Here is a 9097-nt window from a genome sequence, read left to right on the forward strand (position 1 = left end):
GATTTTGAAATTATGTTTTTTATGTAGTTGAATTAAAATTTTTAATATTTTTAAAATTTGTAGAAATGTGAGGTAATAATATGCAACCTTTACAAAATGCTGGATATGATAGGGCTATTACTGTATTTAGCCCAGATGGAAGACTTTTCCAAGTAGAATATGCAAGAGAAGCTGTTAAAAGAGGAACTACATCAATCGGTGTAAAAAGTTCAGAAGGTATTGTTTTAGCTGTAGATAAAAGAACCACTTCAAAATTGGTTGAAGCATCATCTATCGAAAAAATATTTAAGATAGATGAACATATTGGTGCAGCTACTTCAGGTCTTGTTGCAGATGCAAGAGCATTAGTCGAAAGAGCAAGAGTTGAAGCGCAAATTAATAAAATCACTTATAGTGAACCTATTCGCGTAACCAGCTTATCTAAAAAGTTATGTGACATGTTACAGTTATATACCCAAAACGGTGGTGTAAGGCCATTTGGTTCTGCTTTAATCATCGGTGGAATATATAATGGAAAATGCAAATTGTTCGAAACTGACCCAAGTGGTGCATTGATTGAATACAAAGCTACTGCAATCGGTTCAGGCAGAGCAGCTGCAATGGAAATCTTTGAAGAAAAATATGAGGATGATTTAACCTTAGACGGAGCTATTGCATTGGCTTTAACAGCCATTAAAGATGCAACTGACCATGAAACTACTTCAAACAATGTGGAAATTGCAGTAATCAAACTCGAAGATGAAAAATATGTAAAACTCTCTAAAGACGAAGTACAGAAATACATCGATGAAGTGCTTGTCGTTGAAGAAGAGGAAGAAGAAGTCGAAGAGGAAACTGAAGAAGTAGCCGAAGAAGAAGTTAAAGAAGAAGCTGAAGAATCTGATGAAGATTCTAAAGAAGATTCTGAAGAAGAATAATTCTTTTCTAATCATTAGTTAGGGGATGCTTTGATGGTAAATATTGATGAAGCTATTATCGCTAAATATGAATATAGTGGTGAACACTTTGAGATTTTAGTTGACCCTGATTTAGCAGCTGATTTTAGAAATCCTGATGGCCCAGATGTTGCCATCGAAGATCTTTTAGCTGTTGAAGAAATTTTTAAAGACTCCAAAAAAGGAGATAAGGCTTCTGATGAAGCCATGAATAAGATATTTGAAACTACAGATCCTATTGAAGTTTCTAGAATCATACTTGAAAAGGGAACTGTTCAATTAACTGCAGATCAAAAAAGAAAAATGCAAGAGGATAAAAGAAAATTGGTTATCAATAAGATAGCTAGAGAAGCTGTAAATCCTCAAAATGGATTACCTCATCCAGTTCAAAGAATTGAAAATGCCTGTGATGAGGCAAAAGTCAAATTTGATCCATTCACTTCAGTTGACCAACAAGTTCAATCTGCCCTAAAAGCAATCAAACCGCTTATTCCAATCAGGTTTGAAAAGGCTAAGGTTGCTGTAAGACTCCCAGGGGCCGCCGCTGGAAAAGCGTATACTGTTATTCACGGATTCGGCGAAATCGTTAATGAAGAATGGCAACAGGATGGCTCATGGATAGGCATTGTTGAGATGCCGGGAGGTCTTCAGGATTCATTTGCAGCAAAGATGGCAGAGATTTCAGGTGGAGAAGCGGAAACTAAAACTATTAAATAATTAAGCTTATGGGATTATTATGATATATGTGGAAAATAAAGATTTAGTTATTCCTGGTCAGATTTTAGCTGACGATGAATACTATTCAGGAAGAGGTACCTTTAAAGAGAATGGTAAAGTTTGTTCTTCTTTAATGGGACTTGTTTCTTTGAGGAATAAAAAACTTAGAGTCATTCCTCTTAAAAGTAAATATGTTCCTAAAAAAGGAGATGTTGTAATCGGTAAAATTAATGATGTCAGATTCTCAATGTGGGATGTAGACATTAATTCACCTTACTCCGGAATTTTACCTGCTTTTGAAGTGTTTGGTCGTGAGAAAAAAGAACTTAACAGAGTTTTCGATGTTGGGGATGTGCTATTTTTAAGAGTTGTCGATGTTGATGAAATCAAAAAGGCAAAACTCGGTTTAAAAGGCAGAGGAATGGGCAAATTCAAAGGAGGAATAATTGTAGATATTGCTCCAACTAAAGTTCCTAGATTAATCGGTAAAAAAGGTTCTATGATCAACATGATTAAAGATAAGACTAATTGTAAGATTGTTGTTGGTCAAAACGGTCTCGTTTGGGTAAAAGGAGACGAAGATATGGAACAGCTTACCAGAGAAATAATTCATTTAATTGAAGCTGAAGCTCATACTTCCGGTTTAACTAATAAGATTAAAAACAAATTATACTTGGCTATCGATGGCGAATTGCCACCTGAAGAAAATCCTCAGGAAGAGGAAGAAGAATTTGTTTTAGAAAAACCTAAACTTCAAGATTTTAAAGAAGAATTGGAACAAGAAGAAAAAGAAGAAGCAGAAAGAAAAGAGAAAGAAGATAAACCCAATATAGCTGAGGTTATTGAAGAATTAAAAAGAAAAAACAAAAGTAAGGATAACACAATATCTTACGGTGACAATTCTAATAATTCTTTTATATTAAATAATAAATGATTCTTCAAAAGAGGTTGATATGATGTCAGATTTTATAAGAGAGGATGGTAGGAAGTTTGATGAATTACGTCCTATTAAAATTGAAGCAGGTGTGCTTGAACGTGCAGATGGTTCAGCTTACTTAGAAGTTGGAGGAAATAAGATTTTAGTAGCAGTTTATGGTCCTAGAGAATCATACATTAGAAGATTACTTGAACCAAATACCGGTGTTATCAGATGTAGGTATAATATGGCACCGTTTTCAGTAGATGACAGAAAAAGACCAGGACCAGACAGAAGATCATCTGAAATTTCTAAAATTACTGCAGACGCTTTAAGGCCAGCATTAATGTTAGAAAATTACCCTCGTTCAATGGTTGATGTTTTTATAGAAGTAATTGAAGCAGAAGGTGGAACCCGTTGTGCAGGAATTACTGCAGCGTCTGTTGCACTTGTTGATGCAGGTGTGCCTATGAAAGATATTGTTGTAGGCTGTGCTGCAGGTAAAGTGAATGATGAAATTGTTCTTGACTTATCCGAACATGAAGATAAGGAAGGACAAGCTGATGTTCCAATAGCTATGATGCCAAGAACTGGTGAAATCACATTATTACAAAGTGACGGTAATTTAACTGAAGAAGAATTTGAAAAGGCAATCAATTTAGCTATGGAAGGATGTCGTAAAGTAAACGAGCTCCAAAAAGAAGCTTTAATGAAAAAATATTCTACAGGATAGTGGGTGGATAATATGGATATAGTACCAGAAATTACAAGACGCAGTATTAAAAGCCTTGTCGCTAATGATAAAAGAGAAGATGGCAGGGCACTTGATGAATATAGGGACATTTCTATTGAAACTAATGTTATTTCCAAAGCTGAAGGTTCTGCTCGCGTAAAACTCGGTGGAACTCAAGTTATTGTAGGTATTAAACCACAACTTGGAAGCCCATTTCCAGATACTCCTGATTTAGGAGTTTTAATGACCAATTGTGAAATGTTACCTATGGCTGATCCTACTTTTGAGCCAGGACCACCTAGTGAGGACTCAATTGAACTTGCACGTGTAGTTGACAGAGGCATTCGTGAAAGTGAATTGGTAGAATTAGATAAATTGTGTGTTGAAGAAGGAAAACATGTTTGGATGCTATTCATTGATTTGCATATCATTGATAACTGCGGTAACCTTTTTGATGCATGTGAATTGGCTGTAATGGCTGCACTCAAATCTACTAAATTGCCTGTTGCAACTATCGTCGATGAAGAAGTAGTCATCAGTGAAGATGAAACCTTTGATTTACCGATTAACAATGAATTGGCATTATGCACCTTTGTTAAAATTGGTGATAAGATGGTTATTGACCCAACATTATCCGAAGAAAGAGTAGCTAGTGCTCGTTTAAATGTTGGTGTTACAAAAGATGGTCACATTTGCTCAATGCAAAAAGGCGGTCAAGAACCTTTAACTAAAGACGATATTTTATTCGCTGTTAATTTAGCAGTAGACAAAGTTAAAGAATTAATAGAACATCTTTAAATGTCCTCTGGACGATTAAGATTTCTAAATTCTTTTTTTTCTATTTTTTTATTATCAATCAAAACAAATTTCGCATCTATTTTTTCTATTAGTCCTTTAATATGCAAAACATCATTTGAAACTAGTTTTTCGATTTGTGAAATGATATTTTTATTGTATATTGAATGCAGCGGTTCTGATGTTTTCAATTTGTTTTCAGCATCATGATAAGGAACAATAGCCTGATAATTATTATCTAATTCATTAAAAATAGTTTGAATATAATTTTTTGAAACATAAGGGCTGTCACATGGTAAAACCAGTGCATAATCGCTTTTGATTTTGCCAAGTCCTGTCATGATTCCAGGCATTGGCCCTTTATTTTTTATCTTATCTTCAGCAAATGTGATGGGATAGTCATATTCCTGAGGATTAATAAATTCACTATATTTGACAATTCTTTTTTGGTCATTTAAAACAATTATAACTTCATCTATTTGATGGTTTAATGTAGAAAGGACATGTTTAATCATAGGTTTGTCTTGAATAATCATAGAACCTTTATCGCGTCCCATTCTACTACTCTTACCTCCACATAAAATAATGCAAGATTTAATATTTTCGCTGTTTTTGTTTTCACTACTCATATTAAATCTCTCCAAAACTATTCTTTTACGTAGACGTCTGCGGTTTCATCAAACGGATTTGTACGGATTATCAATGCAATCATATATGGGTAATGCTTATGCAAGTATTTTAGGTAGTAAACCCATTCATAAACCAATTTGTCATATACTCTTTGCATATCTCCATTCAAATGTCCAAAATCTGCATCATTGACAAGAGCAAAATCTTTTCTATGTTCCAGTTCTTCATCCAAGTGAAGAATGGCATTAATCAGATTTGTAAATTCTTCTTTTTCAAGCAGATTCGGATTGTTTATTAAGTTAATGATAAACTCCCTTTTGCTTGAAAGCAATGTGGTTAAGTTTTCTAAAAATTCCTCTCTATCTTCAGGTGCAACCTGAGCGCTGAAATCGGTAGTTGAACTTTTAAGTTCAGCCAATTTGTTTTCAAAGTCTTTCTGATCCCAATTTTTGATGGATTTCAAGTTTTCAGTATTTGCTTTATATTTGTTTACACTACTTAATTGTTTAATCAAGTCATTTCCAACTTCTGAAAAGAATGTGCTCATAAGCATATCCAATTTTTCAAGCATGGCTTCCTTTTCTTTTCTTTCAATAATCTCATCAAGTATGAATGCAACGACAAGAATATCTACTGGAATAAAACCTAAATGAGTCCAGATGTAGGATATGATATGTTCAGGGTCGCCTAATACAAGGTAATTTGACCCGTAAATGATTATTATTAAAATAATCATCAATATGGAAAATTTGATTTTCCAGCGTTTATGTTCATCCATTTTTTAATCTCCATTTATCGTTTCTTGGCGGTAATAATAGCTATCGGGTTTTCACTAATCATAAGGATTCCACGATCAAGTACTCTTCCATTTGAAACGTTGACTTCCATGATTTTAGGATTATATCCCAAATCCTTAAGCTTATTCACGGCTTCAACTTTAGTGTCAACTAGAATGGCTGTAATTATTATTCTGCCTTTTGAATTCAGTTTGTCATGAACAATGTCCAGGATATTTTCCAATTGTCTGCCGCTGCCCCCAACAATGGCAATATCAATATCGTCAATATCCTTCAATGCATTTGCTCCATTATCATTAATTAATGTGACATTATCTCCAAGACCAAACTTTTTGAGGTTTTTGGAAGTCATTTCAATCGCTTCTGGATTGGTATCGATAGCTATCACTTCACGGGCCCTCTGGCTGAATTCACATGTAATTCCGCCGGTTCCGCATCCGCAGTCAACAACCTTATCTTTAGAGGTAACTCCGGATTTATAAAGTATGATGGCCCTTATGGCTTCCTTTGTAGGTCCTGGAACATCACAGGATTTGATAAAGTCATTATCTTCTAACATTTATTCCCACCTTTTAAACAAGTCATTTTCAATTTTCAAGGAGTCTAGAATCTTTCCAACAATGAAATTGATTTGGTCATCAACAGTATCATGTGTTGAGTAAAAGCCTGGCATTGCAGGCAAAATTATAGCTCCTTCCTGTGATAATGTTAGCATATTCTGTAAGTGAACGCTTCTAAGCGGAGTTTCACGGGGAACAATAACTGTTGGCCTTCTCTCTTTTAGACTTACATCAGCCACTCTTGTTATTGTATTTGCCCCATATCCATGGGCTATTGAAGACAGTGTCTTCATGGAACATGGAACGATTACCAATGCGTCTGCTTTAAATGATCCGCTGTTTATTGAAGCGGTAAGGTCATTGAAATCATAGGTAATGTCTGCAAGTTTTATCACGTCATCAACTTTATAGTCGGTTTCTGATTCGATTACTATTTTTGCAGCATCACTGATTACCAATGAATTTTTAATATTCAGTTCTTTTAGGGCTTCAAGGAGCCTTATTCCATATATTGCTCCGCTTGCTCCTGTAATTGCAACCACTATCATTGATATCTCCTAGAATAATTTAATTTGGTCGTAATGGATTCCGTGGAATTTTTCACGGTCGATTTCAGGCAAGTCCAGATAATTTTCCAATTTGAATTTTTCAAATTTAGGTTTTTCTGAGTCATCCACATAGACACTTATGTCAGGTATGTTAAATCTTGCCTTACTAAGTGCGCCGATAATATTTGATATTTCAGTCAATGGGTATAGTTTGCCGTCTACATTGACTTGGGTTTTCATTTCATCAAAGCGAGGATATTCAGCAATGTTTATGAATACATAATCTTTATCGATATCATAATCTTCTGCAATTTCCTCTTCAGCTTTTCTGAGGGTCTTCTGCTCTATCTTGTACATCTTTTCAGGATATTTGAAGTTATCCAGCCTAATGGTTTTAACTCTTTTCATGACACGTCTGTTATCCAATCTTGACATGATGTCATTCACGAATTCGTTTTCGCAGTGTCTGAACACTCCAATAAGTTCGGCATCATCATATTTGTAAATATCTTTCTCCTCGATTATGCCTTCATCGAATACCCTTGTCAATGCTCTTCTAAACATTGAATTGACAATTCTTGTTGTGTGGTGTTGGTAAACGCTTGGATACATGAAATATCTTGAGACAAGTGCTCCTTCAGCTGCCTGAACTCCTTTAATATCTAAAATCAATCCATCTTCAAGTTCTAAATTTGAAATGATCCTTTCATAATCAATAATGCCGTAGGCAACACCGGTATTGTGTGAATCTCTCATCAGGTAATCCATCCTGTCAACATCAAGCTCTCCTGAAACTATCGGACCAAGATAGCCTTTTCCGCTTATGATATCTACAATTTCTGAAACGTCGAATTTTTCTTCAAGCAAATCTTTCATTGAAGTTTGGGTAATGACGAATTTGGTCAGTTCTTCATGGGGAACGGACAGGACTCCTTCTGATACGTGTGAAAATGGGCCATGGCCAATGTCATGAAGAAGCGCTGAAGCTCTAATCAGTTCTATTTCATCATTTTCCAAACCAAGTTCTTCGGATAATTTGGATCCGAGATTCATGGTTCCTATAGAATGTTCAAATCGAGTATGTGTAGCTCCAGGATAAATTAGACTAATTAGGCCTAATTGTTTTATTCTTCTCAGGCGTTGGAATTGTGGCATGTCCATAATCTGAACTTCAAAGTCGTTTAGGCTGATATCGCCATAGACGCTATCTCTGATAAACTTTTTCTTATCACTCTTTTTACCAGTCATCGTATGTTTCACTCCAATTGTTGTATGTATCATTCCAGTCATCTATGTCATCGGTAGTATTAGTTATATTTGTTATATTTGTAGTGTTCTCAATTTTCGGTTTGACAGTTGGAACGTAGTCAATGTAATTCGGTTCAAATGAATCATTTTCTATTGGAATAATTTTGTATGATTCACTGTCTTCGGTTATTGTTAGGCTAGCAAATGCTGTGCTAATGCAAAATGCAGCTATTGCGATTATTAAAAATACTATCAATTTTGCTTTTACTGAGTCTTTCATAATAACCTATTCCATTTTTTTTGAAAATTTAACTATACTATTGTTATTTATTTAAATGATAATATTTAATGCTTTCTTAAACTTTTAAATTTTAAATGGCTTTTTTAATTTATTTTGAATGAAATTATATTCATTTTAAAAATTATACTATTTTTGTTTATCTTTCTATTGGATTGTTACTTTTTGTACATTGATTTTTTAATTTTCCAAAAACTTTATATACTATGGAGTTCAATAGCTATATGTCGGAATGATACTTCCGACAATTGTTGCCGACTAATCGGTTTAAAATTTATGATTAATTTAAAGAGTTTTGATAAAATGGTTATGTTTAGTGCAGGCGACACTGCTTGGATTCTTGTTTGTACATTACTTGTACTTTTAATGAGTATTCCAGCTGTCGCATTTTTTTATGGAGGATTAAGTAAACGTAAGAATGTTTTAAATACAATTTTTTTAACTTTTATTGCATTTGCAATAATTAGTGTAATATGGGTTATATTCGGTTATCAGTTCGCATTCGGAACTGATGTAAGTGGATTAATAGGTTCCCCAACCAATTTCTTTTTGCAGGGAATTGGGCTAGATGATTTAAATGGAACCATTCCAACATTATTATTTGTAATGTTTCAATGTGCATTTGCAGGCCTGACCTGTACAATCATGTCCGGAGCTTTAGTTGGAAGAATGAAAACCAAAGCATGGGTAATTTTTGTCCCGTTATGGATGTGTCTTGTATATGTCCCAATTGCCCACTGGGTATGGGGAGGAGGATGGTTAATGCAAATGGGTGCACACGATTTCGCAGGAGGTGCAGTTGTCCACATCAACTCAGGTATTTCCGCATTGGCTGTTGCATTAGTGCTTGGAAAAAGAAAAGATCCATCATTGATTCCGCATAATTTAGGATATGCTGTTTTAGGAGCAGCATTATTATG

Annotated in this window: 12 protein-coding genes; 6 read left to right on the top strand and 6 right to left on the bottom strand. The window is 34.6% G+C overall.

What is annotated here, in order from left to right:
• Nucleotides 1–80 precede the first annotated feature (80 nt).
• From psmA to rrp42, 5 genes are read left to right on the top strand one after another with little or no spacing between them, the layout of a single operon-like run.
• On the top strand, nt 81–917 hold the full coding sequence (psmA, locus tag ACKI3D_RS06390) for an archaeal proteasome endopeptidase complex subunit alpha (RefSeq protein ID WP_407393048.1): 837 nt from the start codon (nt 81–83) through the stop codon (nt 915–917).
• 33 nt (nt 918–950) lie between these two features.
• The gene (locus ACKI3D_RS06395; RefSeq protein WP_407393050.1) at nt 951–1652 is read left to right on the top strand and encodes a ribosome assembly factor SBDS; all 702 of its coding nucleotides are present in this window, start codon (nt 951–953) and stop codon (nt 1650–1652) included.
• 19 nt (nt 1653–1671) lie between these two features.
• Nucleotides 1672–2586, top strand: coding sequence for an exosome complex RNA-binding protein Rrp4 (rrp4, locus tag ACKI3D_RS06400; RefSeq protein ID WP_407393052.1), 915 nt, complete (start codon nt 1672–1674; stop codon nt 2584–2586).
• A 19-nt stretch (nt 2587–2605) separates the two neighbouring features.
• Complete coding sequence (gene rrp41, locus ACKI3D_RS06405; RefSeq protein WP_407393053.1) at nt 2606–3301, top strand: exosome complex exonuclease Rrp41; 696 nt, start codon at nt 2606–2608, stop codon at nt 3299–3301.
• 12 nt (nt 3302–3313) lie between these two features.
• On the top strand, nt 3314–4099 hold the full coding sequence (gene rrp42, locus ACKI3D_RS06410) for an exosome complex protein Rrp42 (RefSeq protein ID WP_407393055.1): 786 nt from the start codon (nt 3314–3316) through the stop codon (nt 4097–4099).
• Here rrp42 and ACKI3D_RS06415 read toward each other — a convergent pair.
• The 6 genes from ACKI3D_RS06415 to ACKI3D_RS06440 are packed head-to-tail and all read right to left on the bottom strand — an operon-like array spanning nt 4096 to nt 8159.
• Complete coding sequence (locus ACKI3D_RS06415; protein ID WP_407393057.1) at nt 4096–4725, bottom strand: molybdenum cofactor guanylyltransferase; 630 nt, start codon at nt 4723–4725, stop codon at nt 4096–4098. The genes rrp42 and ACKI3D_RS06415 overlap by 4 nt on opposite strands.
• A gap of 17 nt (nt 4726–4742) precedes the next feature.
• Nucleotides 4743–5504, bottom strand: a complete 762-nt coding sequence (locus ACKI3D_RS06420) for a hypothetical protein (protein WP_407393059.1) — start codon at nt 5502–5504, stop codon at nt 4743–4745.
• A 14-nt stretch (nt 5505–5518) separates the two neighbouring features.
• A complete protein-coding gene (cbiT, locus tag ACKI3D_RS06425) occupies nt 5519–6082 on the bottom strand; it encodes a precorrin-6Y C5,15-methyltransferase (decarboxylating) subunit CbiT (RefSeq protein WP_407393061.1) in 564 nt (187 codons plus the stop codon).
• Nucleotides 6083–6631, bottom strand: coding sequence for a UbiX family flavin prenyltransferase (locus ACKI3D_RS06430; RefSeq protein WP_407393062.1), 549 nt, complete (start codon nt 6629–6631; stop codon nt 6083–6085).
• A gap of 9 nt (nt 6632–6640) precedes the next feature.
• Complete coding sequence (locus ACKI3D_RS06435) at nt 6641–7879, bottom strand: HD domain-containing protein (protein WP_407393064.1); 1239 nt, start codon at nt 7877–7879, stop codon at nt 6641–6643.
• Complete coding sequence (locus ACKI3D_RS06440) at nt 7869–8159, bottom strand: hypothetical protein (protein ID WP_407393066.1); 291 nt, start codon at nt 8157–8159, stop codon at nt 7869–7871. Before ACKI3D_RS06440 ends, ACKI3D_RS06435 begins: the two co-directional genes overlap by 11 nt.
• Before the next feature lie 321 nt (nt 8160–8480).
• Here ACKI3D_RS06440 and ACKI3D_RS06445 point away from each other — a divergent pair.
• Nucleotides 8481–9097 (top strand): ammonium transporter (locus tag ACKI3D_RS06445; RefSeq protein WP_407393068.1); only part of this gene is annotated, 617 nt, incomplete at its 3' end.

The organism is Methanobrevibacter sp., from assembly GCF_045586545.1.
Taxonomy (GTDB): domain Archaea; phylum Methanobacteriota; class Methanobacteria; order Methanobacteriales; family Methanobacteriaceae; genus Methanocatella.

Coding starts and splice junctions, on each gene's coding strand:
- rrp41 (WP_407393053.1), top strand. CDS start 2,606: ATGATGTCAGATTTTATAAGAGAGGATGGTAGGAAGTTTGATGAATTA.
- ACKI3D_RS06415 (WP_407393057.1), bottom strand. CDS start 4,725: ATGAGTAGTGAAAACAAAAACAGCGAAAATATTAAATCTTGCATTATT.
- cbiT (WP_407393061.1), bottom strand. CDS start 6,082: ATGTTAGAAGATAATGACTTTATCAAATCCTGTGATGTTCCAGGACCT.
- ACKI3D_RS06420 (WP_407393059.1), bottom strand. CDS start 5,504: ATGGATGAACATAAACGCTGGAAAATCAAATTTTCCATATTGATGATT.
- ACKI3D_RS06440 (WP_407393066.1), bottom strand. CDS start 8,159: ATGAAAGACTCAGTAAAAGCAAAATTGATAGTATTTTTAATAATCGCA.
- rrp4 (WP_407393052.1), top strand. CDS start 1,672: ATGATATATGTGGAAAATAAAGATTTAGTTATTCCTGGTCAGATTTTA.
- ACKI3D_RS06430 (WP_407393062.1), bottom strand. CDS start 6,631: ATGATAGTGGTTGCAATTACAGGAGCAAGCGGAGCAATATATGGAATA.
- psmA (WP_407393048.1), top strand. CDS start 81: ATGCAACCTTTACAAAATGCTGGATATGATAGGGCTATTACTGTATTT.
- ACKI3D_RS06395 (WP_407393050.1), top strand. CDS start 951: ATGGTAAATATTGATGAAGCTATTATCGCTAAATATGAATATAGTGGT.
- ACKI3D_RS06435 (WP_407393064.1), bottom strand. CDS start 7,879: ATGACTGGTAAAAAGAGTGATAAGAAAAAGTTTATCAGAGATAGCGTC.
- rrp42 (WP_407393055.1), top strand. CDS start 3,314: ATGGATATAGTACCAGAAATTACAAGACGCAGTATTAAAAGCCTTGTC.